Raw genomic sequence first — 25842 nt, forward strand, 5'->3', positions numbered from 1 at the left:
TGTGCTCGCTCATCGGGCCTCGTCTGGTCAACGGTCGGGGGTCACGGCGGGGAACTGGTCCCGTGGGTCCCGTCTTCAGGGGAAGTACAGTCCCAGCCGTCCCGCATTGTGACCAGCACAACGGGCCGCCGCCAAGTACCGGAGTCTACCCCCGATAACATTTGTCGGTGACTCCCGCTGAACTCGCCGTAGCAGTCCTCGCCGCCGCTCGCGCGGCCATCACCGAGCGTGACCTCGACGCGTCCGTTCTCCCGGCGACGACCAGCGTGGAGCGACCGCGGAACCCGGAGCATGGTGACTATGCGTCCAATATCGCCCTGCAACTGGGCAAGAAGGTCGGCCTGAATCCGCGCGAGCTGGCCGCGGCGGTCGCGAAAAACTTGCAGGAAACTCCCGGCATCGATGCGGTGGAGATCGCCGGGCCGGGCTTCCTGAACATCCGGCTGTCCGCGGCCGCCGCCGGCGGGCTGGCCGGACTGGTCGTCAAGGCCGGGCCGGCGTACGGCCACAGCGAGACCCTGGCCAAGGAGAAGATCAACCTGGAGTTCGTCTCGGCGAACCCCACCGGCCCCGTCCACCTCGGCCACACCCGCTGGGCCGCGGTCGGCGACGCCCTCGGGCGCATTCTGGCCGCCGCCGGCGCCGACGTGACCCGCGAGCACTACATCAACGACGCCGGCGTGCAGATGAACCGCTTCGGCGAGTCCGTCATGGCCGCCGCCCACGGGCAGCCGACCCCGCCGGAGGGCTACCCCGGCGAGTACGTCCAGGACATCGCCAAGGCCATCAAGGCCGCCCATCCGGACATTCTGCACCTGCCGGAAGAGCAGCAGCAGGCGGCGTTCCTGCAAAAGGCCTACGAGACCATGCTCAAGGAGATGCAGGACAGTCTCGAGCGCTTCGGCGTCCACTTCGACGTCTGGTTCTCCGAGAAGACCCTGCACGAGGGCGGCGCCGTCGAGCACGCCCTGGACGAGCTGCGCAAGCTGGGCCACGTCTTCGAGTCCGAGGGCGCCGTGTGGCTGCGCACCACGGACTTCGGCGACGACAAGGACCGGGTGCTGATCCGCTCCAACGGCGAGAAGACCTACTTCGCCGCCGACGCCGCGTACTACATCAACAAGCGCGAGCGCGGCTTCGAGCGCTGCATCTACATGCTCGGCGCCGACCACCACGGCTACATCGGCCGGCTCAAGGCGATCGCCGCCTGCGCCGGCGACGACCCCCAGCGCAACATCGAGGTGCTCATCGGCCAGCTGGTCAGCCTGCTGCGCGGCGGCGAGCCGGTGCGCCTGAGCAAGCGGGCCGGCACGCTGATCACGCTCGACGAGCTGATCGACGCGGTCGGCGTGGACGCGGCGCGGTACTCCCTGGCCCGCTCCTCGACCGACTCGCCGCTGACGCTGGACATCGAGGTCATCACCCGGCAGAAGAACGACAACCCGGTCTTCTACGTGCAGTACGTCGGGGCGCGCACCGCATCGGTCGCGCGCAACGCCGCCGACCTCGGCCACGAGCGCGGCGACGCCTACGACGCGGCACAGCTGGTACACGAGAAGGAACTTGATCTTCTCAAGGCGCTCGGGGACTTTCCCGGCGTCGTCGCCACCGCGGCGGAGCTGCGCGAGCCGCATCGCGTGGCACGCTATTTGGAGGACCTGGCCGCGGCATACCACCGGTTCTACGACAACTGCCGGGTGCTGCCCATGGGAGACGAGCCGTTCACGGAGACGAACCGGGCGCGGCTCTGGCTCAACGACGCCACCCGCCAGGTCATCGTCAACGGTCTGGACCTGCTCGGCGTCTCGGCGCCGGAACGGATGTAGAGAGAACATGCGCGCACACGAGGCGGGTGCCCTGCACGCCGACCTGGGCTCCAACGGGCCGTCCTGGCTCCGCACCCCGGACGACGTCAACGCACTGGTGCCGATCCTGTGGCCCGAAACGGTCATTCGCGGACAACACGGCAGCCTTGTCGTCGGCGGTGTCGACGTCCGGCGGATCGCCGCGGAGCACGGCACGCCCGCGTACGTCTTCGACGAGGCGGACTTCCGCGCCCGGTGCAAGGCGTTCAAGGAGGCCTTCGGCGGCGCCGAGGTCTACTACGCCGGCAAGGCGTTCATCGCCACCGCGATCGTGCGGATCCTCGCCGAGGAGGGCCTCTCCCTCGACGTGTGCACCGGCGGTGAGCTGGCCGTGGCCCTGCGCGGCGGCATGCCCCCGGAGCGCATCGGCCTGCACGGCAACAACAAGTCGGTCGGCGAGCTGGAGGCGGCCGTCGAGCACGGCGTCGGCCGGATCATCGTCGACTCGCTCGACGAGATCGACCGGCTCACGCAGATCGCCATCAGGACGGGCAAGCGCCCGAAGGTGATGGTCCGGGTGACCGTCGGCGTCGAGGCCCACACGCACGAGTTCATCGCCACCGCCCACGAGGACCAGAAGTTCGGCTTCTCGCTGGCCGGGGGCGCCGCCGCGGAGGCGGTCGACAAGATCCTCGCCGACGACGTGCTGGAGTTGCGCGGCCTGCACTCGCACATCGGCTCGCAGATCTTCGACGCGTCGGGCTTCGAGGTGGCCGCGCGGCGGCTGCTGTCGCTGCAGGCGCGCGTCAGTGAGGTACACGGGCGGGAACTTCCCGAGATGGACCTCGGCGGCGGCTTCGGCATCGCGTACACGACGCAGGACGAGCCGGCCGACCCGCGCGACCTGGCCGGGGACATGCTGCGCATCGTCAAGCAGGAGTGTGCCGCGCTGCACCTGAGCGTGCCGCACCTGTCCGTCGAGCCGGGCCGGGCGATCGTCGGGCCGGCCATGTTCACGCTGTACGAGGTGGGCACGGTCAAGGATGTGGACGGCATCCGGACCTACGTCTCGGTCGACGGCGGGATGAGCGACAACATCCGCCCCGCCCTCTACGACGCCGCCTACTCGGCCACCTTGGCCGGCCGGGCATCCTCCGAACCGCCGATTCTCGCCCGCGTGGTGGGAAAACATTGCGAGTCCGGGGACATCGTCGTGAAGGATGAATTCCTGCCGGCGGACGTGAAGGCCGGAGATCTTCTTGCAGTCCCGGGCACCGGCGCCTACTGCCGCAGCATGGCGAGCAACTACAACCACGTCCCCCGCCCGCCGGTCGTGGCGGTGGTTGACGGGGAGTCAAGGGTCATCGTCCGCCGGGAGACCGTGGACGATCTGCTGCGACTGGACGTGGGGTGACTGATGCCGAAATCGGTGAAGGTAGCGCTGCTGGGCTGCGGAACCGTCGGTTCCGAGGTGGTCCGCCTGCTGCACGAGCAGGAGGACGACCTCACGGCCCGCATCGGCGCGCCCCTGGAGCTGGTGGGTGTCGCCGTCCGCCGCCTGAACAAGGCCCGTGAGCTGCCGGTCGACCCGGCGCTGTTCACGACCGACGCGCTCGGCCTCGTCACGCGCGAGGACGTCGACATCGTGGTCGAGGTGGTCGGCGGCATCGAGCCGGCCCGCTCCTGGCTGCTGGAGGCGCTGCACGCCGGCAAGAGCGTGGTGACCGCCAACAAGGCCCTGCTCGGCGAGGACGGCGCCACGCTGCACAAGGCGGCCGCCGACTGCGGCGCCGACCTGTACTACGAGGCCTCCGTCGCCGGCGCCATCCCGCTGCTGCGCCCGCTGCGCGAATCCCTGCACGGCGACCGGATCACCAGGGTGACCGGCATCGTCAACGGCACCACGAACTTCATCCTGTCCTCGATGGACGCTACCGGCGCCGGCTTCGCCGAGGCGCTGGAGGAGGCGACCGCCCTGGGCTACGCCGAGGCCGACCCGACCGCCGACATCGAGGGCTTCGACGCCGCGGCCAAGGCCGCTATCCTCGCCTCGATGGCCTTCCACAGCCGGGTCACCTCCGCCGACGTGTACCGCGAGGGCATCACCGAGGTCACCGCGGCCGACGTGGCCAGCGCCAAGGCGATGGGTTGCACGATCAAGCTGCTGTGCATTGCGTCCAAGGCCAACGGCGCCGTGTCGGTGCGCGTGCACCCGGCGATGATCCCGCGGACCCACCCGCTCGCGGGCGTCGGCGACGCGTTCAACGCCGTCTTCGTCGAGGCCGAGGCGGCCGGCCAGCTCATGTTCTACGGCCGCGGCGCGGGCGGCGCCCCGACCGCCTCCGCGGTGCTCGGCGACGTCGTCGCGGTGGCCCGCAACCGTCTCGCCGGCGTGCGCAGCGCGTCGGAGTCGGCCTACGCCGACCTCCCGGTCTCGCCGATCGGGGACGTGTTCACGCGGTACCACATCAGCCTCGACGTCTCCGACAAGGCCGGCGTCCTCGCCGCCGTCGCGGGCGTCTTCGCCAGGCACGGGGTGAGCATCGCGACCGTGAACCAGTCCGGCCGCGGCAACCAGGCCGTGCTCGTCATCGTCACGCACGCCGCGCCGGACCGCGCCCTCGCCGCGACCGTCGCCGAGCTGCGGGCATTGGATTTCGTTCGCGCCGTGGCGAGCGTCCTGCGGGTCGAAGGGGAGTAGCCACCATGTGGCGTGGACTGATCGAGGAATTCCGGGACCGGCTGCCGGTCGGGCCGCAGACTCCGGTGGTGACGCTGCACGAGGGCAACACGCCCCTGCTGCCGGCCCCGGAGCTCTCCGCGCGCACCGGCTGCGACGTGTACCTCAAGGTGGAGGGGTCCAACCCGACCGGCTCCTTCAAGGACCGCGGCATGACGGTCGCCGTCTCCAAGGCCCTCGAGTCCGGCTCGAAGGCGATCATCTGCGCGTCCACCGGCAACACGTCGGCCTCCGCCGCCGCGTACGCCGCCCGGGCCGGCATCACCTGCGCCGTGCTCGTCCCGACCGGCAAGATCGCCCTGGGCAAGCTGGCCCAGGCCCTCGTGCACGGCGCCCGCCTGCTGCAGGTCACCGGCAACTTCGACGACTGCCTGGCGCTGGCCTCCAAGCTGTCCCTGGACTACCCGGTGTCCCTGGTCAACTCGGTCAACCCGGACCGTCTCGAGGGCCAGAAGACGGCCGCGTTCGAGGTCGTGCGCGACCTCGGCGACGCGCCCGACATCCACTGCCTGCCGGTCGGCAACGCCGGCAACATCACGGCGTACTGGATGGGCTACAAGGAGGACCACGCGGCCGGCAACGCCACCCGCCGCCCGCGCATGTTCGGCTTCCAGGCCTCCGGCGCCGCCCCCATCGTCAACAACGCCGTGGTCCGCGAGCCGAGCACCATCGCCACCGCGATCCGCATCGGCAACCCGGCGAGCTGGACCCGCGCGGTCGACGCCCGCGACGAGTCGGGCGGCCTCATCGACGCCGTGACCGACCGCGACATCCTGGCCGCGTACAAGCTGCTGGCCCGCTCGGTCGGCGTCTTCGTCGAGCTGGGCAGCGCGGCCAGCGTCGCCGGCCTGCTGCAGGCCCACAAGCAGGGCCGCATCGACGCCGGGCAGAAGATCGTGTGCACGGTCACCGGCCACGGCCTGAAGGACCCGGACTGGGCCATCTCCATCGCCCCGGCGCCGACGACCGTGTCCGCCGACATCCTCGCCGCAGCGAAGGCGTTGGACCTGGCCTGAGAGCCAGGCGAACCGGCCGGCCCTGGCGGGCCTCCCTGCCAGGGCCGCGGTGCCAAGGGCCTACGGTACGTACGTGCCAGCCAGCATCTCGGTCCTTACCCGCAACCGTGACTTCCGCAACCTGTTCGCCGCTGACCTGATCGGCCTCGGGGCCGACTGGTTCGTGATGATCCCGCTGCTGACGCTCCTGCCCCGGCTCACCGGCACCGGGCTGTGGGGCGCCCTGGTGCTCGCCGTCGACACCGGCGTGACCGCCCTGCTGCTGCCGTATACCGGCACGGTCGCCGACCGCCTCGACCGCCGCCGCATTCTCATCGCCGCCGACCTGTCGATGGCCGCCTGCGCCCTCGCCCTGCTGCTGGTGCGCACGGCGTCGACGGCCTGGGTGGCGCTCGTCGCCGTCGGCGCGATCGCGGTGGCCAAGGCGTTCTTCGCCCCGGCCGCCCAGGCCGCGCTGCCCAACGTCGTGGACCCCGAGGACCTGACCGCCGCCAACGCGCTCAGCGGCTCGGCGTGGGGCACGATGCTGGTCATCGGCGCCTCGCTGGGCGGCATCGCGTCGGAGGCGTTCGGGCCGTACCCGTGCTTCGTCGCCGCCTGTGCGCTGCTGTGCCTGTCCGCGTTCCAGGTCGGCCGGGTCCGCCGCCCGCTGCAGGCCGCCCGCGAGGCGACCCCGGCGAGGCCCTTCGCGGCCGTGGCGGAGGCCATGCGGTACATCCGCGGAAACTCCCGCGTCGCCTCGCTGGTCACCGTGAAGTCCGCGGTCGGCCTGGGCAACGGCGTCCTCACGCTCTTCCCGGTCCTGGCCGTCACGCTGGGCGCCGGCCCGATGGGCACCGGCCTGCTCTTCGCCGCCCGCGGCCTGGGCGCGCTGATCGGCCCGATCCTGCTGCGCCGGGTGCTGGCCCACCGCGCCTGGCTGCTGCCGGGCCTCGCCCTGTCGATGTCTGCCTACGGCCTGGCCTACATCGGGGTGAGCCTGGTGACGTGGTTCCCGCTGGCCCTGGCCGGCGTGGTGCTGGCCCACCTGGGCGCCGGCGGCAACTGGATGATGTCGAACTTCGTGCTGCAGGCCGAGGTGCCCGACGCCCTGCGCGGCCGCGTCTTCGCCGCCGACTTCATGCTGGCGACGCTGTCGGTCGCGGCCAGCCAGCTCGCGGTGGGCGCCTTCATCGACCACACGAACCCGCGCCTGCTGATGGCCGCCTGCGGCGCGGTGACCGTCCTCTACGCCGCCGGTTGGTCCGCGCTCGCTCTGCGCCGCCCGTCCCCGGCAACGTCTCCGGCAACGTCTCCGGCCGACTAGCACTCGGCAAATGGGGCGTAAGCCTCGAAACGATAAGTCGGGCGCTGGCGCGCCACGACTTATCGGACTTATACCCTGTCAGGTTATAAATACGAAATGTCGTGGCGCGCCAGCGCCCGACATTTCGGGCGAAAGCCTGTGGTCAGGCGCGATCGAACCAGGCGTTGGCCAGCGTGACCAGGGCGCCGGAGCGTTCGCAGGTGAGCTCCAGGGTCAGCTTCTTCACCCCGTCGACCGACATCGTGAACTGCTGCTGCTGGTTCCCGGTCAGCATGACCGCCTGCGGCTGGGCGTTGTCGGCGTAGAAGCGCAGCTGGACCTTGTACTCGTCCGGGTTCGCCTTGTAGGAGTGCACGTCGGCGGTGAGGTTCACGTAGCGCTTCTCCAGCAGGTAGCTGACCAGCCGCTTGGTGTCCCCGGAGTTGTTCGAGCCGCAGGGCATCGTCACCGGGTGCTCGTAGCCGGGCTGTTCCTTCAGCGCCCGCGGCAGGTCGGCCAGGTTGGTCGAGCCGGTGTCCGGGGCGAGCGAGTCGAGGTACACCCGGTTCTCGGCCACGACCGGCATGGTCGCCACCGTGGTCGGCCCGGCGGCCGTGGTCGCCGGGGGCGGGGCCGGCTGCTTGCCCGCGCCGCTCTGGCCCGCGCTCTGGGCCTGCGTGGTCGCGCCCGGCTTCGGGTCCTTGTGGCCGAAGTGGTCGACGGCCCAGATCACGCCCGGCGTCACGGCCGCCAATATGCCGACGATCGTGCCGGCCACCTGCAGGTTTGCGCGGAACCGCTTTCCGTCGTCGTGCACAGTCGTGTCCTTGGCATCCATGGTCGCCTTACCCTCCCGCCCCGAATGGTATCGACCCGTGCGAAGGGTCCCATTCGTCGGTCCAGCGGTCCGTGCTGCCTTTCAGGTGGAATGAATCCGCCATTGGGGCCCCTGCCCGCTTCGACACGTGCCATTACGCTCGGGGCGTCCGCGCGCTGCGCCGGTCCTCTCCTCTTCCGCACACGCAGGAGCCACGTTGACTGTCCCGCCCAGCGATTCGCAGAACCCGCCCCCGGCCGGCCCGTATCCTCCGCAGCCGGCCGGCGGTCCGGCGTACGCCGCGCAGCCGTACGTGCCGCGGGGCCCGATCCCGCCGGCCGTCCCTTCCGGCCCGCCGCCCGGTGTTCCCGCGGGGCCGGCGCCCGTCGCCCCGCCGCCCGGTGTTCCCGCGGGGCCCGTGCCCTTCGTCCCGCCGCCCGGTGCGCCGGTGTCCGGGCCGGGCGGGCAGCCCTTCAGCGCGCCGCCCTCCTCCGGCGCCCCGGTTTCCGGCCCGGGTGGGGCGCCCTTCAGCGCGCCCCCGGTGGCCGGTGGCTTCGGTGCGGTTCCGCCCGTGACCGGCGCGCCCGTGACCGCCGCGGCGCCCGCCCCCCGGCGCGGCGGCTTCCTGGTCGGCGTGACCCTGGTGGCGATGCTCGTGTCGCTGGTCTCGGTGGCGGTCTCGGTGTACGCGCTCGGCGTGGCCAACGACGCCAAGGACGCGGCGGGCTCAGCCCAGCAGGCGGCCCCGGCCGCCAACAACCAGCCGAACACCGCCAACAACGGCAACCAGGGCGGCAACAACCAGCCGACAGCGGCGCCGACGACCGCCCGCCCGGCGGCCACCACGACGGCGCCGCGGCCCGTCACCTCGCCGGGCGAACTGGACCCGAAGGCGGACTTCACCGAGTCGTGGAGCCCGTCGACCATCAACCTGGAGATCCACCCGCCGAACTACGGCTCGCGCAACATCGACCTCGACAAGCCGGAGGTCGGCTCGTCCGGCGACGCCGCGGACATGCAGCTGTACGTCTCCAACGGCGAGTTCTTCACCTTCGACCGCGGGGCCAAGGTCGTCACCATGAACAGCGCCAACGTGCAGCCCAGCGACTGCGCGGCGAAGTTCGACACCTCGCGGCTGGCGCCCGACACGCAGATCAACGTCAAGACCGCCGACCTCACCCTGTGCATCAACACGTCGTTCGAGGCGGCGCAGCACCAGGGCATCAAGTGGAAGATCGTGCTCCTGCACGTCACCGGCGTGGCCGCCGACGGCACGGTCAACGTCTCGCTGAAGGCGTGGAACGTCCCGGACTGACCCGCCGTTCGCCGACTCCAGGGGGACCGGCCCGCCCACGCGGCGGCCGGTCCCCCTTCGTTCCGCCGCCGGGCGGCGGCCGGTGGGCGGCGGTGGAGGGCTTGCGCGGGTCGGCTATCGTAGTGATATCACTTCGATAGCCCTCAAGGAGTTGTCATGGAACGACGGGCGTTTCGAGTTGCCGGGTTCGTGATGCTCGGCGTGCTGGTCGTGCTCGCGATCGCGGCGGCGGTGGTGGCCCAGGGCGCGAGCGACGACACGGTGCGCGGCCTGATCGCCGGCGTCGGCACGGTCGTGCTCGCCCTGGCGCTGACCGGGTTCACCGTGATCAACCCCAACGAGGCGCGGGTCATCCAGTTCTTCGGCCGCTACGTCGGCACCGTCGCCGAGGCCGGCTTCCACTGGACCGTGCCGCTGAGCACCAAGCGGCGGCTCTCCCGGCGGGTGCGCAACTTCGAGACGGAGCGGCTCAAGGTCTCCGACGCCGACGGCAACCCGGTCGAGATCGCCGCCGTGGTCGTCTGGCGGGTGGTGGACACGTTCAAGGCGTCCTTCGGCGTCGACGACCACATTTCGTACGTCGCGGTGCAGGCCGAGACCGCGGTGCGGCACCTGGCCACGAGTTACCCGTACGAGTCGCACGAGGACGGCCGGGCCAGCCTGCGCGAGGGCAACATCGTCAGCGAGGAGCTCACCGTCGAGCTGGGGGAGCGGGTGGCGCTGGCCGGGGTCGAGGTGCTCGAGTCGCGCATCACCCACCTCGCCTACGCCCCGGAGATCGCCCAGGCGATGCTCGCCCGCCAGCAGGCCAGCGCCATCGTCGGGGCCCGTTACAAGATCGTGGAGGGCGCGGTCGGCATGGTGCAGAGCGCCCTGGAACGGCTCGGCGAGCTCGAGGTGGTCGAGCTCGACGAGGAGCGCAAGGCCCAGATGGTGGCCAACCTCCTGGTCGTGCTGTGCGGCGACCGCAACGTCCAGCCGGTCGTGAACACCGGAACCCTCTACGCCTGACCTGACGGGAACCGCTTGTGCCCGAGCGCAAGAAGCTGCTGCTGCGGCTCGATCCCCAGGTGTACGACGCCGTAGCGCGCTGGGCGGGGGACGACCTGCGCAGCGTGAACGCCCAGATCGAGTTCGCGCTCCGCCTGGCCCTTCGCCAGGTGGGGCGCGAGGTGCGTCGAGGAGATTCTGACGTACCGGTGGAGGATCCCGAGGATTGAGTACCTCGATCCTCATGGTGAGATGTGCACATGGCCTTGCTGCTCGACCGCGCGGTCGTCCGCGTGCCCGCCACCAGCGCCAACCTCGGTCCCGGGTTCGACGCGCTGGGGCTCGCGCTGACGCTCTACGACACCGTCGAAGGGCGCGTCACCGTGGGCGGGGTGACGGTCGAGGTGAGCGGGGAGGGCGCGGGCGAACTGCCCGGCGACGAGTCGCACCTCGTGGTGCGCTCGATGCTGCGGGCCTTCGACGCGCTCGGGGAGCGGCCGGCCGGGCTGCACCTGCGCTGTGACAACCGCATTCCCCAGGCCCGCGGGCTCGGCTCCTCCTCCGCCGCCATCGTCGCCGGCATCGTGCTGGCGCGGGCGCTCGTCGAGGACGGCGAGAAGCGGATGCCCGACGCGGAGGCGCTCGCGCTGGCCGGGGCGATCGAAGGCCACCCCGACAACGTGGCGCCCTGCCTGCTCGGCGGGTTCACGATCGCCTGGCAGGAGCACGGGGTGGCCACGGCGGTGCGACGCGAGCCGGACCCGGGCATCCGGCCTGTGCTCTTCGTGCCGGAGGAGCGCGGGCTCACCGAGGTGGCCCGGGCCGCGCTGCCCAAGGACGTCCCGCACGCCGACGCCGCCTTCAACGCCGGGCGCGCGGCGCTGCTCGTGCACGCGCTCGCCGGCGACCCCGGGCGGTTGTTCGCCGCGACGGAGGATCGGCTGCACCAGCAGTACCGCGCGCAGGGTATGCCGTTGACCGCCGAACTCGTGGCGCTGCTGCGGGCCGAGGGAGTGGCCGCGGTCGTCTCCGGCGCCGGGCCGAGCGTGCTCGCGCTGGGCATCGACGGATGGGCGCCGCGGCCGGTGCCGGGATGGCGAGTGTTGCCGCTGGACGTCGATGTGACGGGCGCGCGTCTCGGCGATGAGCTGCTGCCGAGGGGCACTCACAGGTCGGGATGAGGTACGCTGGAACACGCCGAATGGGACCCTGTTGCCGCTGGCTAGCGGAGTTGATTACTCTCTAGTCCTACAGCAGCCGCTCAGTGCGGCGATCTCATGCGGGGCGGCGTGCTCCGAATTCCGTGGCACCCCTTTGCGCACGCCCGGCCGCCAACCCGCGTTTTCTGTGGTCGCGCGCGCACGGCTGGGCCCGTGACGCACCTGGTGGCGTCCAAGCCCACCGCAGCGCTGCAACACCTCCCGCACGCAACGCCAGGCGGGAGTACCGGCAGGCCGCCCGGCACATGCATCAATCGGGTAGCCCCGGCCTAACGAGGGAAGGAATCCATTGAGCGACACCACCGACGTCACGTCGGATGTCTCCACCGGCCGCACCGCGGCCGAGGCCGACGGCGCCGAGGCCGGCGCGACCCGTCGGCGGCGCTCGGGCACGGGGTTGGCCGGCATGCTGCTTCCGGAGCTGCAGAGCCTGGCCGCGTCGTTGGGCATCTCCGGCACCGCCCGGATGCGCAAGGGCGAGCTGGTCACCGCCATCCAGGAGCGTCAGGCGGGCGAGTCGCGCCCGGCCGCGGCGCCCGTCAAGGCCACCCGCGCCCGCAAGGAGACCCGCACGGAGACCCCCGAGGCCGAGTGGCCCTCCGCCACCGAGGTCACGGAGCCGCCGGTCCGCACCCCTCGTCGGGCCACCCGCGCCGCCGGTCCGCCGGAGCCGCGGGCCGCGCGCGAGGAGACCGCCGCCACGGCCCCCGCGCCCGCCGAGACGGCCGCGCCGGCCACCGAGCGCGCGGAGCGCCCTGAGCGGGCCGAGCGCCCCAGCCGGGCCGAGCGCGCTGAGCGGGCCGAGCGCACCACCGAGCGGGCGGAGCGCACCACCGAACGCGCCGAGCGCACCACCGAGCGCCCTGAGCGGGCCGAGCGTGCGGAGCGGGCCGAGCGCCCTGAGCGGGCGGAGCGGACCGAGCGCCCTGAGCGGGCCGAGCGCGCGGAGCGCCCTGAGCGCGGCGAGCGGACCGAGCGCGGCGAGCGGACCGAGCGTCAGGAGCGGGCCGAGCGCAACGGCGCCGACCGCGGCGACCGGGGCGAGCGCGCCGACCGGGGCGACCGCAACCAGCGCGGTGGCTTCGTCGACGACGAGGGCGATGACGACGGCACGGGCCGCCGCGGGCGGCGCAGCCGGTTCCGCGACCGCCGCCGGGGCCGCGACCGCGAGGGCGCCGAGACGACCGGCCGGGGCGCCAACGAGCCGCAGGTCAGCGAGGACGACGTCCTCGTGCCGGTGGCCGGCATCCTCGACGTGCTGGACAACTACGCGTTCGTGCGCACCACCGGCTACCTGTCCGGCTCCAACGACGTCTACGTCGCCATGTCGCAGGTGAAGCGGTACGGCCTGCGTCGCGGCGACGCGGTCACCGGCGCCGTGCGCCAGGCGCGCGACGGCGAGCAGCGGCGGGACAAGTACAACCCGCTGGTGCGCCTCGACACGGTCAACGGGATGGACCCGGAGGAGGCCAAGCGCCGCCCCGAGTTCTACAAGCTCACCCCGCTGTACCCGCAGGACCGGCTCCGCCTGGAGACCGAGCCGAACATCCTCACCACGCGCGTCATCGACCTGGTGATGCCGATCGGCAAGGGCCAGCGGGCGCTCATCGTGTCGCCGCCCAAGGCCGGCAAGACCATGGTGCTGCAGGCGATCGCCAACGCGATCACCCGCAACAACCCCGAGTGCCACCTCATGGTCGTGCTGGTCGACGAGCGGCCCGAAGAGGTCACCGACATGCAGCGCTCGGTGAAGGGCGAGGTCATCGCCTCGACCTTCGACCGGCCGCCGTCGGACCACACCACCGTCGCCGAGCTGTCGATCGAGCGGGCCAAGCGCCTCGTCGAGCTCGGCCACGACGTGGTCGTGCTGCTCGACTCGATCACCCGGCTCGGGCGCGCGTACAACAACGCGTCGCCCGCCTCCGGCCGCATCCTGTCCGGTGGTATCGACTCGACGGCGCTGTACCCGCCGAAGCGCTTCCTCGGCGCGGCCCGCAACATCGAGAACGGCGGCTCGCTGACCATCATCGCCACGGCGCTGGTCGAGACCGGCTCCACCGGTGACACGGTCATCTTCGAGGAGTTCAAGGGCACCGGCAACGCGGAGCTGAAGCTGGACCGGAAGATCGCCGACAAGCGCATCTTCCCGGCCATCGACATCGACCCGTCCAGCACGCGCAAGGAGGAGATCCTCCTGGCGCCGGACGAGCTGGCGATCGTCATCAAGCTGCGCAAGGTGCTGCACGCCCTCGACTCGCAGGAGGCGCTCAACCTGCTGCTGGACAAGCTCAAGAAGACCCGGACCAACGTCGAGTTCCTCATGCAGATCGCCCAGACCACACCGGGCGAGTAAGCACCTGCACCAAGCGAAGGGCCCCCGGGACACCCCGGGGGCCCTTTTCGCTGGGGCTTAGAAGTTGCCCTCCGCGACCTGGAACACGGTCAGGCCAAGGCCGCGCCACATCCGCACCACCTGCTGGCGGTCGTCGAAGACGCCGACGACGTGGTAGCGGCTGCGGATCTCCTTCTCGAAGATCTCGGCCTTGACGATCGAGTCGCGCCGCTGGTCGCCGGTGGCCCGCATGAAGAGGGCGCGGTACGGCACGGCGACGTGCTCGCCCAGCCAGTCCTCGGTCGCCTCCCGGCAGTCGTCGCTGCGGCCCGAGCAGAACACGACCTCGTGGCCGGCCGCGTGCATGGCCCGCACGGCGGCGATCACCGGGGCGTTGGGCCTGTCCTCGCCGACGCGGGTCATGTCGTACGGGCTGCGGCCGTTGAACAGCGCCACGGTCCCGTCGATGTCGACCAGCACGGTCCGCGGCGCGTCCGGCGGCGGCTCGTAGGCGGCGCCGGACGCCGGGTCGATGACCGGGAGCGGCAGAGGCAGGGCACGACCCGCGAGGTACCGCTGATGCATGGAACGGATCACGTCCGGCCCCACCTGCGCGTCCCCGGAGCGCAGCCCGTCGCGGCGGATGCACTCCTCCAGCGGCACATCGGTGAAGTCGCGCACCGCGAAGTGCGCCCCGCACCTGCCGGCCAGCTCGGCGAACTCGCGCACCACGCGGCCGCGCAGGTTGGTGTCGTCGCAGACCACGTCGGCGCCCGCGCGCAGCAGCCCCTCGACCGCCGCGTGCTGCGCCGCCGTGACCTCCTTCTCGGCCCGGCCGCGCCGCTCGGGGTCGTCGATGCGCCCGCCGTGCAGCATCCGGCGCATGTCGTCGCGGTTGACCCGGGTCAGGTGCGCCTGCTGCCTGGCCCAGGTGGTCTTGCCCGAGCCGGGCAGGCCGCGGGTGATGGTGAGCGTGGCCATCTAGGCCCCCTCCTCGGTCTGGCTCTCCCCGACCGGCGGGCGCACCTGCTGCCACAGCAGCGGGTGGTAGTCCTTGCCGTCCAGGCGCAGGAACAGGCAGCCGCGCCGCGGGTGGCGGGCGACGGCCAGCGCGAAGTCCTTGCGGGCCCAGCCCTCGGGCAGCGCCACGACCACCTCGGCGTACTCCCGCTCGACCTCGGCCACGAGGTCCTCCACCTGCGCCGTGAGGCCGGCCGCGATGTTGCTGGCCCAGGCGTGGAACTCGTCGGGCAGCGGCTCCAGCAGCTCGGCCAGGCGGCCCGCCAGCATGGCCTCCCACACCACCCGCGGGTTGAGCCCGGTGACGATGCGGTGCAGGCGGACGTACTCGGCGTACTTGATCTTCAGGCGGGTGTCCGGCCCGGTGAAGTGCACGACGAGCCCCTCGCGATTGTCCCGCGGGGGAGCGGCCAGCGCGTCGGCCAGCGTGGCGTAGCCGAACGACTCCACCACCGGGCCGGGCCAGTCCGGCACCGCGTCCGGCCCGTGGCTGCGCCCGGTCGCGATGTCCACGGCGCCGAGCAGCACCAGGTCGTCCAGCCCGCCGTAGTCCAGCACGATGCGGTTGGCCGGGTAGATGATCTCGAACAGCAGCGTGCAGCCGGGCGGCGGCGTGAAGCTTCCGGCGTACCGCTGCAGCCACACCCTCGTCGCGTGCCGCGCCTGCTCGGAGTCGAACGAGCCGCGGGTCGCGACCGCCCAGCCCGCCGGCGTCGGGAACAGCACGCCGAGCGACCCGTCGGCCTTGTCCGTGACCCGGACCGGCCCCTCGAGGTCGAGCTCGGGCGCGCCCGGCTGCCCGTGGTTGAAGAACTTCGCGAACGGCCGCGCCAGCACCCGCCCGCCGGCCGACACGACCAGCCCGCGGCAGGCGAGCGTCGCGGCGTTCCAGACGTTCTCGTACTGCGCCCGCTCCGTGTAGTTGTGGATCAGCAGCGGCAGCGAGGGGTGGCGCTGCGTGCGGATGTAGCCGCCGTCGACCATGTCGGTCAGCAGCTTCGGGTCGCAGAGTGCGTCGATGTGGAGGCTCATAGCGCGGTACAGCGTAGGTGAGCCGCACCTGCGTCAGCGACGCCTTATCGGGCGGGAATGCCGGCGGGGGAGAGGGCGTTACAGACACCGGTCGAGGAGTCGTGACCCGGTCATGGCAGACTTGACCGACGGCCAACTCAGGTTCCGGTTCACGCCCGCGCACCGGGCGACCCGGCGACCGACCGAACGAAAGGACCGCGGCCATGAAGCCGGACATCCACCCGCAGTACGCGACCACCGAGGTCAGCTGCTCCTGCGGCAACACCTTCACCACCCGTAGCACCGCCAAGGGCGGGCAGATCCACGTGGAGACGTGCTCCGTCTGCCACCCGTTCTACACGGGCAAGCAGCGCGTGCTCGACACCGCGGGCCGGGTCGCGAAGTTCCAGCAGAAGTACGCGAAGGTCCAGGCCAAGAAGGCCGGCAACTAGCTGCGCTTCCGGCGCCCGCACCGCCCTGTCCGCAGGGTTCGGTGCGGGCGCCGACGTTGTTTCCGGCCGGTCTTACGTTCGAGGGATGCATCATGAGCACCGATACCAGGCTCGCCACGCTCCTGGCGGAGTACCAGGAGCTGGAGCAGAAGCTCGCCGACCCCGGCATTCACGCCGACCAGGCGCTGGCCCGCCGGACCGGTCGGCGGTTCGCCGAGCTGTCCCCGATCGCCAAGACCGCCGGCGAGCTGGAGCAGGCTCGCGACGACCTCGCCGCCGCCCGTGAGCTGGCCGCCGAGGACCCGGCGTTCGGCGGGGAGGCCGACGAGCTGGAGGCGCGCATCCCGCAGCTGGAGGAGCGCCTGGCCGAGCTGCTCGCCCCGCGCGACCCCAACGACGCCAAGGACGTGATCCTCGAGGTCAAGGCGGGCGAGGGCGGCGAGGAGTCGGCGCTGTTCGCCGGCGACCTGCTGCGGATGTACGTGCGCTACGCCGAGCGGCACGGCTGGGTCACCGAGGTGCTCGACTCGCAGGAGTCCGACCTCGGCGGCTTCAAGGACGTCGCCGTGGCCATCAAGACGCGGGGCATCCCCGACGGCGGCAACGGCGTCTGGTCGCGGCTGAAGTGGGAGGGCGGCGTGCACCGCGTCCAGCGCGTGCCGGCCACCGAGTCCCAGGGCCGCATTCACACCTCGGCCGCCGGCGTGCTGGTCACCCCCGAGGCCGAGGAGACCGGCGAGATCGAGGTCGACCAGAACGACCTGCGGATCGACGTCTTCCGCTCCTCCGGGCCGGGCGGGCAGAGCGTCAACACCACCGACTCCGCGGTGCGCATCACCCACCTGCCCACCGGCATCGTGGTCTCCTGCCAGAACGAGCGCTCCCAGCTGCAGAACAAGGACCGCGCGATGCGCATGCTGCGGGCCAAGCTGGTCGCCCTGGCCGAGGAGCAGGCGGCCGCGGCGGCGGGGGACGCGCGGCGCTCCCAGGTGCGCACCGTCGACCGGTCGGAGCGCATCCGGACGTACAACTTCCCCCAGAATCGGATTTCCGACCATCGGATCGGTTACACCGCGTACAACCTCGACCTGGCCCTCGGCGGCGAGCTCGATGGCGTGCTGGACGCCCTGGCCGAGGCCGACCGCAAGGCTCGCCTCGCGGGGGAGGACCAGCTCAGCCGGGGGTGACGGGGGTCTAACGTCGACGTCACATTCCGGAAACGGTGCAGGGGCACCCTGGACTCCGGTACCGTTTCGGTGCGAATGATCTGCACCCAACGTGAACGCCGACACATCCAGGGGGAAGTCATGGCGTCGTCGACTCTCGTCGACATCTCCGCCGGCCCGCGGGCCGTGGTGGGCACGGCCGCGGAGCTGATCTACAAGGTGGGCCGCTCGGTGCTCGGCTCCGAGCGCATGCCGACGGCGAAGGCGAACGCGTGGGCGGCCGTTTGTGCCGATCAGGAGCGGGCTCGTATCCGCGAGGAGGATGCCCGGGTCCTGCTGGCCGCCGGCTGAGGCGCGCCACTCTCAGCTTCGTTCAAACGCCACTCCAGGTTCGGTCAAACCCGAAAAGTCGGGCACTTCGTGCCGCGACTTTCAGACATTTACCCTGACGGGGTATAAATCCGATAAGTCGCGGCGCGGAGCGCCCGACTTATCGTTTTTTTGGGTGGTTTTCGCCTTCCAGTGCGCGTCGGCGTCGCGCCAGATTGCAGCAGGTAGCCAGGTCGCAGGGCACTTCGGAGGTTGTCGCTTTGCGGCCTGCACCGCTGCGCGCCTCGATTCGCGCCGGTGTCGCGCCAGATTGCAGCGGGCAGCCAGGCCGCGGGGCATTTCGGGGGTTGTCGCCGCGGGGCCTGCGCCGCTGGCGTGCCCCGGTTCGCGCCGGTGTCGTGCCAGAGCGCAGCGGTCAGTCAGGACCCGCCGCGTGTCGGGGTTGTCGCCGTGCGGCCTGCGTCAGTGTGCGCCTCAGTTCGCGCCGTTGTCGTGTCAGAGTGCCGGGTGGTTGTCGCCTGGCGGCCTGTGTCGCTGCGCGCCTCGGTTTGCGCCGGGGTCGCGCCAGGGTGCCGCGGCCCGTCAGGACGCGGCGCGAGGGCGGGGAGTCTTGGCCCGCAGCATCGCGTGGTCGGCCGCCTCGAACGCCTCGGTCACCGTCTGGAAGTCCTCGCCCGACAGCCCCGCCCAGCCGATGGTCACCCCCACCGGAGTACCCGGCACCAGCGACTGCCAGTCCTCCGCCGCCACCGCGTGCACGATCCGCCGCGAGATCTCCCGCGCCTCCGCCGCCGACGTCGTCGGCAGCACCACCACGAACTCGTCCCCGCCGTAGCGGGCCACGAAGTCGCCCTTGCGTATCACGCGGTTGAGCACGCCGGCGACGCGTTGCAGTACCAGATCGCCGGAAAGATGGCCGTGGACCGTGTTGACCTGCTTGAAGCCGTCCAGGTCGCACACGCCCAGGGCGGCGTGGCCGCCGGCGGCGACCAGCTTGGTGATGTGCTCCTCGAGGTAGCGGCGGTTCGGCAGGCCGGTCAGGGGGTCGGTCTGCGCCTCGCCGCGGTGGAAGTCGACCTTGCGGACGAGGTCCTCGTGGTCGAGCAGCGCGGCGACGCCGTCCACGAACAGGTCGCGCAGCAGGTCCAGCTGGGCGTAGGCGACCCGGAACGCGGCGCGGTCGGCGTGGTAGGCCGCGCGGTAGTCGCCGGCGCCGAGGTGGGCCAGGGCGCGCAGCCGGGGCAGCTCGGCGGCGCCGAGGGAGTCGTCGCTCACCTGCGCGGTCTCCAGCCGGGCGATCGCCTCGATCGGCCGGCGCTCCGCGATCGCCTGGCAGGCCGCGCCCATCGTGCGCAGGTCGCCGGCCCGGGTCGACAGGCCGGCCGACTCCAGCAGCGGCCACGGGTCGATGGCCGGGGCGGGCGCGCCGAGCGTGCCCAGGCGCACCAGCGTGTAGCCCATCGCGCCGCGGGCCACCGGGCGCAGCCGGCCGACCTCGTTGTCGTGGACGCGCCGCTGCAGGTCGGTGGCGATGTCGAGCAGGATGCGCAGGCAGCCCTCGCTGTCCCCGCGGTGGTCGAGGTCGACGGCCAGGCGCAGCCGGATCTGCGGGGCGGCGAAGTCGGTGCTCGCCGTCGGCACCCCGGCGGCGAGCGCGACGTCGCGGGCCTTTTCCATGGCGCTCAACGCGTGGCCGTGAAAGCCCGTGTACGAGTACGCCATCGCAAGGTTGTGCCAGCCCCACGCCGTGCTCTCGTCGGGCAGCTCGACCGCGCCGAGGGCCCGCGACCCGTGCACCAGCGCCCGCACGCAGTCGTGCAGGGAGCCCGTGCGCAGGGCCACGATCGCGGCCAGGGCCTGCAGTTCGCCGTACTGCCCGGGGTCCTGCACCTGGCGGGCGGCGGCCAGGCCGGCGTCGAGGGCCCCGACGTACTCCTCGGCCCGGCCGAGGTTCAGCAGCGCGATCAGGCGCAGCTTCAGCGCCTCGATGCGCTCCAGGGGCGACTGATCGCCCTCCAGCACCCGCTCGACGACCGCCAGTGCCTCCCCGATGTGGTCATCGAAGAGCAGGCGGCGGGCGCGCGATAGCTCCGACGTGCGGTCGCCAACCGCCATCGCCGACCCCCTTTCAGCGCGCCCAATAATTATGGGGTGCACCGCCTCGAAGATGACACGCCGGAAGACGAGTTGCCCACGCTTTCATCCGTGCTCGCGACAGCGACCCGCACCCTCGCCGCGGCCGGGGTGGCCTCGCCCCGGGTCGACGCCGAGCTGCTGGCCGCGCACGCGCTGGGCGTGCCCCGGGCCCGGCTGCTGACGGCGTCGCTGGACCGGGCCGGGGCCGCCGGGTTCGCGCGCCTGGTGGCCGGGCGTGCCGCCCGCGTGCCGCTGCAGCACCTGACCGGCCACGCGCCGTTCTACGGCCTGGAGCTGGCGGTGGGGCCCGGCGTGTTCGTGCCGCGCTTCGAGACCGAGCTGATGGTCGAGTGGGCGCTGGCGCGCCTCACCCCGCAGGCCCGCGTGGTCGACCTGTGCTCCGGGTCCGGGGCCATCGCGCTGGCCGTCGCCACGCGACTTCCCACGGCGCAGGTGTACTGCGTGGAGCGATCGGAGGCGGCCCTCGCCTGGCTGCGGGGCAACGTGGCCCGGCTCGCCCCGGGGGTGGAGGTGGTCGTCGGCGACGTGGCCGACGACGCGGTGCTCGCCGGGCTGACCGGCACGGTGGACATGGTGCTGTGCAATCCGCCGTACGTCCCGGAGTCCGCCCCGGTCGACGTCGAGGTGGCCGAGCACGATCCGCACGAGGCGGTCTTCGCCGGCGCCGACGGCCTGGACCTCATGCCGGCGGTGGCCCGCGCGGCGGCCCGCCTGCTGCGCCCGGGCGGGCTGCTGGCCATCGAGCACGATGACACCCAGGGCGGGTCGCTGCCGCGGCTGCTGGCCGCCACCGGTCACTTCGGCGACGTCGAGGACCATCGCGATCTTGCCGGCCGTCCCCGCTACACAACCGCCCGCCGGGGCGCGGAGCGGGCCTGGCAAGATGGGTCCCTGTGATGCTCTACGACTGCAGCTCGCTCGCGGAGCGCGAGCGCGGGATCGCCGCCGCGATCGAGGCCGTTGGCCGCGGCGACCTGATCGTGATGCCGACCGACACCGTCTACGGCATCGGCGCCGACGCGTTCAAGAACTGGTCGGTGACCGCGCTCAACAACGCCAAGGGCCGCACGACGCCGGTGCCGGTGCTCGTCGGGTCCCGGCACACCCTCGACGGCCTGGTCTTCGGCCTGCCGCAGGCGGCCCGCGACCTCGTCGACGCCTTCTGGCCGGGCGCCCTCACGATCGTCGTCGAGCACGCGCCGAGCCTGCAGTGGGACCTGGGCAGCAACGACGGGACCGTGGCGGTACGCATGCCGCTGCACCCCATCGCGCTGGAGGTGCTGCGCGAGACCGGCCCCATGGCCGTGTCCTCGGCCAACAAGCACGGCCAGCCGCCGGCCGAGACCGCCGCCGAGGCGCGCGAGCAGCTCGGCTACTCCGTCAGCGTGTACCTCGAGGGCGGCCCCTGCCCGGAGCCCGTCGCCAGCACGATCATCTCGGTGGTCGGCGGCGAGCACCGCATCCTGCGCGCCGGCGCGATTCCGGTCGAGAAGCTGCGCGAGGTCGTCCCCGATCTCATCGTCCCCGAGTCCTGATGCCCCCGTTCAGCGTGCTCTGCGTCTGCATGGGCAACATCTGCCGCTCCCCGATGGCCGAGCGCCTGCTCGTCGCCGACGCGCTGGCGCTGGGCGCGACCTCGGACCAGCTCCTCGTGCACGGGGCCGGCACCGGCGGCTGGCACGCGGGCGAGCCCATGGACCCGCAGGCGGCCAAGCAGGTCCTGGCCCGCGGCGGCGACGTGACCGGCTTCCGCGCCCGCAAGCTGCTCGCCGAGCACGTGGAGGCCTCGGACCTGATCCTGACCGCGACCATCGAGCAGGTCGAGTTCGTCGTCGGGCTGTGCCCGGACGCGGCCCCGCGCACCTTTGTCTTCGGCGAGTTCGGCAGGCTGATCCGCGACCTGCCCCTGCCGCCGCTGGGCGACGTCTACGCGCGGGGCGTCGCCCTGGTGGAGGCGGCCGACGCGGCGCGGGCGGGGGAGCGGGCCGTGGCCTCGGACGAGCTCGACGACCCGTGGGGCCGCGGCGACGCCTACTTCAGCCGGGTCGCCGACGAGATCCACGCGACGACGAAGCCCCTGGCCGAGGCGCTCTTCCCGGGCTGAGCCACGCGCGCGCTCAGGCCCTGACGCGCAGTCGCTGGCGCTCCGCGGACCGGGCGATGTTGCGCGCCATCCCGCCGAAGACGAACGCGTGGAACGGCGCGACCGCCCACCAGTACAGGTGCCCCGCCAGCCCGCGCGGCAGGAACACGGCCCGCTGCTCGTACACCGTCGCGCCCCGCTCGTCCGAGCCGGCCCGCATCTCCAGCCACGCGCGGCCGGGCATCTTCATCTCGGCCCGCAGGCGCAGCAGCGAGCCCGGCACGATCTCCTCCACCCGCCAGAAGTCGAGGGCCTCGCCGACGTACAGCCGCGCGGGGTCCCGGCGGCCCCGGCGCAGCCCCACGCCGCCGGCCAGCCGGTCCAGCCAGCCGCGCACGGACCAGGCGAGGGGGAAGGAGTGCCAGCCGTTCTGCCCGCCGATGGCCTCGATCACGCGCCACAGCCGGTCCGGCGGGGCGGACACGCCGCGGGCCCGCTCGTCGCGGTACACCGTGCCGCCCGACCAGGACGGGTCGCTCGGCAGCGGGTCGCTCGGGGCGCCCGGCAGCGCCGCGTTGGCCCAGCGGGTCTCGACGTCGGCGTCGCGGATGCGGCGCAGGGCCAGGGCCACGGCGGTGTCGAAGCCGGTGAGGCCGTCGTGCGGGTCGGGGACGTATTCGGCGATGTCGTGCTCATGGCAGACCGCCTCGTGGATGAGGCTGCCGACGAGCGGGCGGGCGATGCGGTTCGGCACCGGGGTGACGAGGCCGACCCAGTGCGAGGAGAGCCAGGGGGTGAGCGCCCGCACCGGGACGAGGACCCTGCGGCGCAGGCCGGCGACCCCGGCGTACCGCTGCATCAGCTCGGCGTAGGTGAGCACGTCCGGGCCGCCGATGTCGAAGGCCCGGTTGACCGGCGGCGGGAAGACCGTGGCCGCGGCGACCAGGTAGCGCAGCACGTCGCGGATGGCGATGGGCTGGATCCGGTTGCGCACCCAGGCCGGCGTGACCATCACCGGCAGGCGCTCGGTGAGGTACCGCAGCATCTCGAACGACGCCGACCCCGACCCGATGATGACCGCGGCCCGCAGGATCACGGCCGGCACGGCGCAGCGCAGGAAGATGTCGCCGACCTCGCCCCGCGAGCGGAGGTGGGCCGAGGCGCGGCCGCCGGGCACCGGGCCGCCCAGGTAGACGATCCGCTCGACCCCGGCCGCCTCGCACGCGATGGCGAAGTTGAGCGCGCTGAGCCGGTCGACGTCCTCGAAGGCGTCCTGGCCGAGCGCGTGCACGAGGTAGTACGCCACCTCGACACCCCGCAGCGCGTCGAGCAGGCCGGTGTCCTCGGCCACGTCGCCCTCGGCGATCTCGACCTTCGGCGCCCACGGCACGTCGCGCAGCCGGCGGGGGTCGCGGGTCAGGCAGCGCACCTCGTGCCCGGCGGCCAGCAGGCGCGGGACGAGGCGGCCGCCGACGTAGCCGGTCGCCCCGGTCACCAGACATCGCATGACTTCATGCTTACCCTGCGCAATCGGCCCCTAGACTCGTTTCATGGGCGACACCTACTGGGGGCCCGACTTCGACGCGCTGCGGGCCACCGACCCGCAGATCGCCGACGTGGTCCTCGCCGAGCTCGAGCGCCTGCGCGGCGGGCTCCAGCTGATCGCGAGCGAGAACCTGACCTCGCCCGCCGTGCTCGCGGTGCTGGGCTCGACGCTGACCAACAAGTACGCCGAGGGTTATCCGGGCCGGCGGTACTACGGCGGCTGCGCCGAGGTCGACCGGGCCGAGGCGCTCGGGGTCGAGCGGGCGAAGGCGCTCTTCGGGGCCGAGCACGCCAACCTGCAGCCGCACAGCGGGGCGAGCGCCAACCTGGCCGCCTACGCCGCGCTGCTCATGCCCGGCGACACCGTGCTGGCGATGGAGCTGGCGCACGGCGGCCACCTGACGCACGGCAGCAGGGTCAACTTCTCCGGCAAGTGGTTCAACACGGTCGGCTACCCGGTGCGCCGCGACGACGAGCTCATCGACTACGACGAGGTGCGCGACCTGGCCCTGGCCCACCGGCCGAAGCTGATCATCTGCGGGGCGACGGCGTACCCGCGGCTGATCGACTTCGCGCGGTTCCGGGCCATCGCCGACGAGGTCGACGCCTACCTCATGGTCGACGCGGCGCACTTCATCGGGCTGGTCGCCGGCGGGGCGATCCCGTCGCCGGTGCCCTTCGCCGACGTGGTCTGCGCCACCACGCACAAGGTGCTGCGCGGCCCGCGGGGCGGCATGATCCTGTGCCGGGAGTCCCTCGCCGCGCGCATCGACAAGGCGGTGTTCCCGTTCACCCAGGGCGGCCCGCTCATGCACGCCGTGGCCGCGAAGGCGGTGGCGCTCAAGGAGGCGGCCCAGCCGAGCTACGCCGACTACGCCCGCCAGGTCGTGGCCAACGCCCGGGCGCTGGCCGAGGGGCTGGCCGGCGAGGGGATGCGGCCGGTCTCCGGCGGCACTGACACCCACCTGGCCCTCATCGACCTGCGGGCGCTGCGGATCACCGGGCGGGAGGCCGAGGAGCGCTGCGACGCGAGCGGGATCACGCTGAACAAGAACGCCATCCCGTACGACCCGGAGAAGCCGATGACCGCGTCGGGCATCCGGGTCGGCACGCCGTCGGTGACCACGCAGGGCATGAAGGAGCCCGAGATGCGCGCGATCGCGGCGCTCATCGCGGCGGCGCTTCGCGGCGAGGCGGTCGGCGAGCGGGTGCGCGAGCTCACGTCCGCATTTCCCGCGTATCCTTCACCTCGATGAAGACGAGGCTGACCCACCTCCCCGCCCAGTTGCTCGCGATGGCGATCGTGCTCGCCGTCACCATCCCGATCGCGCTGTGGCGCGACGGTGGCGTGGGCGCGGCCGGCGACGCCGCCGGGGTCGGCCTGGTCACCGTCAGCTACGTGGTCTCCAGCCTGATCATCGCGTGGACCGACCTGAAGGCCCGGCACATGCTGCTGCCGGTGGCCATGGCGACCTACCTGGTGAAGTTCACGTTCATCGGGTTCGCCATGTGGGCGGCGCTGGGCACCGACTGGGCCGGCCTGCCGTGGATGGGCGTGGCCGTGATCGTCGCGGTGATCGCCTGGATGACCGCGCACGCCATCTGGGTGTGGCGCGCGAAGATCATGTACGTCGACGTCTGAGCCTCAGTCGCACGGATTGGTGCGCTCGGCGCTGAGCTTCGTGCGGGTCCGGCCGCCGATCGTCCACTCCGCCTCCGTACGGTAAGCGCCGGCCACGCAGGGCGCGCTGACCTGGCGGGTGCGCTGGGCGACCGGCACGGAGCGCAACGTCTCGGCCCCCGCCGCGCTGAACTGCTGCTGGGCCGCCGTGTGCCAGCTCCCGCCGCGCGACTGCTGCAGGCGCACGGTGATCGTGAGCTTCTCCGGGCCGGGGGAGTCGCAGCGGTACTGCACCGCCGAGACGAGCTTGCCGCTACCCTCGGTTACGCGTTGCGGTGAAATGTCACACACTAGGGAGGCCGCCGGCCGGTCCGGGCTCGGCGTCTGGTCGCGCCCGGTCTTCGTGACCACCACCGCGGCCAGGATGAGGAAGAACGCGATGACGGCGTTGCGCAAGGTCGTCACTCCAACACGCATGGTTAGACTGGCTTCTCAGCTAACCCGGTGGGGGTGACCATGCGCAACATTCACTCATGCATCAGTCGTGTAGTTGACGTTCGCAGAGGAGTGGGCGTAGTAACGTTGACGGCCGCCGGTTGATGGCCCCGGCCCGATGAGTGAACCCCCGCGCGACGAGCACGCGGGGGTCGACGCACGGGTGCCCCCGGCAGGCTGATATGGTCACCGCGTCATGGCCGGTAACCAGCAGACACCGAAGCAGTCCGGTTCGAGCGGGTCCAACCAAGGTTGGGCCGCCGTCGGATACCTCATCTCGGGCATCGCCGTGTGGGGGTTCGTCGGCTGGCTCGTCGACCGTTGGTTGGGCTGGGACGGGATTGCCACCGCTATCGGGTGCGTGCTCGGCGCCGCGGGCGGCATCTATCTGGTAGTCAAGCGGCTGGGCGCCTGAGCCCGGTCGGCATGAGGATATCGAGAG

Annotated in this window: 25 protein-coding genes; 19 read left to right on the forward strand and 6 right to left on the reverse strand. The window is 72.3% G+C overall.

Translation table 11 applies throughout. The features are described from left to right. The first annotated feature begins 167 nt into the window (after positions 1-167). The 5 genes from argS (at position 168) to AB0M46_RS16970 (ending at position 6867) form a co-directional block, all read left to right on the forward strand. Positions 168-1826 (forward strand): arginine--tRNA ligase, encoded by a 1659-nt coding sequence (gene argS, locus AB0M46_RS16950; protein WP_363336861.1) that lies wholly within the window; start codon positions 168-170, stop codon positions 1824-1826. Between the two features lie 7 nt (positions 1827-1833). Further along, positions 1834-3219 (forward strand): diaminopimelate decarboxylase, encoded by a 1386-nt coding sequence (gene lysA / locus AB0M46_RS16955; RefSeq protein ID WP_363336863.1) that lies wholly within the window; start codon positions 1834-1836, stop codon positions 3217-3219. A gap of 15 nt (positions 3220-3234) precedes the next feature. Beyond that, positions 3235-4506 (forward strand): homoserine dehydrogenase, encoded by a 1272-nt coding sequence (locus AB0M46_RS16960; RefSeq protein WP_363336959.1) that lies wholly within the window; start codon positions 3235-3237, stop codon positions 4504-4506. A 5-nt stretch (positions 4507-4511) separates the two neighbouring features. Next, positions 4512-5561 (forward strand): threonine synthase, encoded by a 1050-nt coding sequence (gene thrC / locus AB0M46_RS16965; protein WP_363336865.1) that lies wholly within the window; start codon positions 4512-4514, stop codon positions 5559-5561. Positions 5562-5634: 73 nt separating this feature from the next. After that, entirely contained in the window at positions 5635-6867 is a 1233-nt protein-coding gene (locus AB0M46_RS16970; RefSeq protein WP_363336867.1) for an MFS transporter, read from the forward strand. A 142-nt stretch (positions 6868-7009) separates the two neighbouring features. Here AB0M46_RS16970 and AB0M46_RS16975 read toward each other — a convergent pair whose 3' ends face one another. Further along, positions 7010-7663 (reverse strand): hypothetical protein, encoded by a 654-nt coding sequence (locus AB0M46_RS16975; protein WP_363336869.1) that lies wholly within the window; start codon positions 7661-7663, stop codon positions 7010-7012. 571 nt (positions 7664-8234) lie between these two features. On the opposite strand from AB0M46_RS16975, the gene AB0M46_RS16980 reads away from it, so the two are divergent. From AB0M46_RS16980 to rho, 5 genes are all read left to right on the forward strand, one after another. Beyond that, on the forward strand, positions 8235-8978 hold the full coding sequence (locus AB0M46_RS16980; RefSeq protein WP_363336871.1) for a hypothetical protein: 744 nt from the start codon (positions 8235-8237) through the stop codon (positions 8976-8978). A 156-nt stretch (positions 8979-9134) separates the two neighbouring features. Next, positions 9135-9989 carry an SPFH domain-containing protein gene (locus AB0M46_RS16985; RefSeq protein WP_363336873.1) on the forward strand — a complete coding sequence of 285 codons (855 nt, stop codon included), beginning with the start codon at positions 9135-9137 and terminating at the stop codon, positions 9987-9989. A 17-nt stretch (positions 9990-10006) separates the two neighbouring features. After that, positions 10007-10198 (forward strand): hypothetical protein, encoded by a 192-nt coding sequence (locus AB0M46_RS16990; RefSeq protein WP_363336875.1) that lies wholly within the window; start codon positions 10007-10009, stop codon positions 10196-10198. 30 nt (positions 10199-10228) lie between these two features. After that, complete coding sequence (gene thrB, locus AB0M46_RS16995) at positions 10229-11149, forward strand: homoserine kinase (protein ID WP_363336877.1); 921 nt, start codon at positions 10229-10231, stop codon at positions 11147-11149. A gap of 328 nt (positions 11150-11477) precedes the next feature. Further along, a complete protein-coding gene (rho, locus tag AB0M46_RS17000) occupies positions 11478-13541 on the forward strand; it encodes a transcription termination factor Rho (protein ID WP_363336879.1) in 2064 nt (687 codons plus the stop codon). A 57-nt stretch (positions 13542-13598) separates the two neighbouring features. On the opposite strand, the gene AB0M46_RS17005 is transcribed toward rho, so the two are convergent. Both AB0M46_RS17005 and AB0M46_RS17010 read right to left on the reverse strand, forming a co-directional pair. Next, the gene (locus tag AB0M46_RS17005; RefSeq protein ID WP_363336881.1) at positions 13599-14501 is read right to left on the reverse strand and encodes an AAA family ATPase; all 903 of its coding nucleotides are present in this window, start codon (positions 14499-14501) and stop codon (positions 13599-13601) included. Next, positions 14502-15572 (reverse strand): RNA ligase, encoded by a 1071-nt coding sequence (locus AB0M46_RS17010; RefSeq protein ID WP_363336883.1) that lies wholly within the window; start codon positions 15570-15572, stop codon positions 14502-14504. It lies immediately after the preceding gene. 203 nt (positions 15573-15775) lie between these two features. Between AB0M46_RS17010 and rpmE the strand changes: the two genes are divergently transcribed. The 3 genes from rpmE (at position 15776) to AB0M46_RS17025 (ending at position 17520) form a co-directional block, all read left to right on the forward strand. After that, positions 15776-16003 carry a 50S ribosomal protein L31 gene (rpmE, locus tag AB0M46_RS17015; RefSeq protein WP_363336885.1) on the forward strand — a complete coding sequence of 76 codons (228 nt, stop codon included), beginning with the start codon at positions 15776-15778 and terminating at the stop codon, positions 16001-16003. 92 nt (positions 16004-16095) lie between these two features. Next, entirely contained in the window at positions 16096-17190 is a 1095-nt protein-coding gene (gene prfA / locus AB0M46_RS17020; protein WP_363336886.1) for a peptide chain release factor 1, read from the forward strand. Between the two features lie 120 nt (positions 17191-17310). Further along, positions 17311-17520 carry a hypothetical protein gene (locus tag AB0M46_RS17025; RefSeq protein WP_363336888.1) on the forward strand — a complete coding sequence of 70 codons (210 nt, stop codon included), beginning with the start codon at positions 17311-17313 and terminating at the stop codon, positions 17518-17520. Positions 17521-18081: 561 nt separating this feature from the next. On the opposite strand, the gene AB0M46_RS17030 is transcribed toward AB0M46_RS17025, so the two are convergent. Further along, positions 18082-19614 carry a GGDEF domain-containing protein gene (locus AB0M46_RS17030; RefSeq protein WP_363336890.1) on the reverse strand — a complete coding sequence of 511 codons (1533 nt, stop codon included), beginning with the start codon at positions 19612-19614 and terminating at the stop codon, positions 18082-18084. 90 nt (positions 19615-19704) lie between these two features. Between AB0M46_RS17030 and prmC the strand changes: the two genes are divergently transcribed. The 3 genes from prmC to AB0M46_RS17045 are packed head-to-tail and all read left to right on the forward strand — an operon-like array spanning position 19705 to position 21760. Beyond that, positions 19705-20553, forward strand: coding sequence for a peptide chain release factor N(5)-glutamine methyltransferase (gene prmC / locus AB0M46_RS17035; RefSeq protein WP_363336892.1), 849 nt, complete (start codon positions 19705-19707; stop codon positions 20551-20553). Further along, positions 20553-21191 (forward strand): L-threonylcarbamoyladenylate synthase, encoded by a 639-nt coding sequence (locus tag AB0M46_RS17040; protein ID WP_363336961.1) that lies wholly within the window; start codon positions 20553-20555, stop codon positions 21189-21191. Before prmC ends, AB0M46_RS17040 begins: the two co-directional genes overlap by 1 nt. Then, positions 21191-21760, forward strand: a complete 570-nt coding sequence (locus tag AB0M46_RS17045) for a phosphotyrosine protein phosphatase (protein WP_363336894.1) — start codon at positions 21191-21193, stop codon at positions 21758-21760. Before AB0M46_RS17040 ends, AB0M46_RS17045 begins: the two co-directional genes overlap by 1 nt. A 13-nt stretch (positions 21761-21773) precedes the next feature. Here the strand turns inward: AB0M46_RS17045 and AB0M46_RS17050 are convergent, their stop codons facing one another. After that, positions 21774-23246 (reverse strand): SDR family oxidoreductase, encoded by a 1473-nt coding sequence (locus AB0M46_RS17050; protein ID WP_363336896.1) that lies wholly within the window; start codon positions 23244-23246, stop codon positions 21774-21776. 43 nt (positions 23247-23289) lie between these two features. Here AB0M46_RS17050 and glyA point away from each other — a divergent pair, with 43 nt between their 5' ends. Both glyA and AB0M46_RS17060 read left to right on the forward strand, forming a co-directional pair. Further along, positions 23290-24540 carry a serine hydroxymethyltransferase gene (gene glyA, locus AB0M46_RS17055; RefSeq protein ID WP_363336898.1) on the forward strand — a complete coding sequence of 417 codons (1251 nt, stop codon included), beginning with the start codon at positions 23290-23292 and terminating at the stop codon, positions 24538-24540. Next, entirely contained in the window at positions 24537-24926 is a 390-nt protein-coding gene (locus AB0M46_RS17060) for a hypothetical protein (RefSeq protein ID WP_363336900.1), read from the forward strand. The genes glyA and AB0M46_RS17060 overlap by 4 nt, the downstream gene beginning before the upstream one ends. Positions 24927-24929: 3 nt before the next feature. On the opposite strand, the gene AB0M46_RS17065 is transcribed toward AB0M46_RS17060, so the two are convergent. Next, positions 24930-25370 (reverse strand): hypothetical protein, encoded by a 441-nt coding sequence (locus AB0M46_RS17065; protein WP_363336902.1) that lies wholly within the window; start codon positions 25368-25370, stop codon positions 24930-24932. 226 nt (positions 25371-25596) lie between these two features. On the opposite strand from AB0M46_RS17065, the gene AB0M46_RS17070 reads away from it, so the two are divergent. Beyond that, positions 25597-25815: an AtpZ/AtpI family protein gene (locus AB0M46_RS17070; RefSeq protein ID WP_344616198.1), complete on the forward strand. Its 219-nt coding sequence runs from the start codon at positions 25597-25599 to the stop codon at positions 25813-25815. The last annotated feature ends 27 nt before the right edge of the window (positions 25816-25842 follow it).

The organism is Dactylosporangium sp. NPDC051485 (assembly GCF_040682015.1).
In the GTDB taxonomy this organism is placed as follows: domain Bacteria; phylum Actinomycetota; class Actinomycetes; order Mycobacteriales; family Micromonosporaceae; genus Dactylosporangium.